Below are 239 nucleotides of genomic sequence, written 5' to 3' on the forward strand. Positions count from 1 at the left end.
CGTGTGGATAAAAATTGTATAAGAAAAGTCGCAAAAATACCTCTTATGCATCGCTCTAGCAACACATCCACGAGAGTTGGCAAAGTATGTGACGGCTCCCGCTTGTTCCTTCATAAGCTTAAAAGATGGGAGACTCAATAACAACACTTTACCAAAAAGCATTCAATAAACCAGAGAATAAACCCGTATTTATTTTTCCAAATAAAAGATCATCTGTTCATTACAACTTTCCCCTTATT

The sequence above is a fragment of the Bartonella sp. AP58NXGY genome (assembly GCF_042195785.1).
GTDB lineage: Bacteria > Pseudomonadota > Alphaproteobacteria > Rhizobiales > Rhizobiaceae > Bartonella.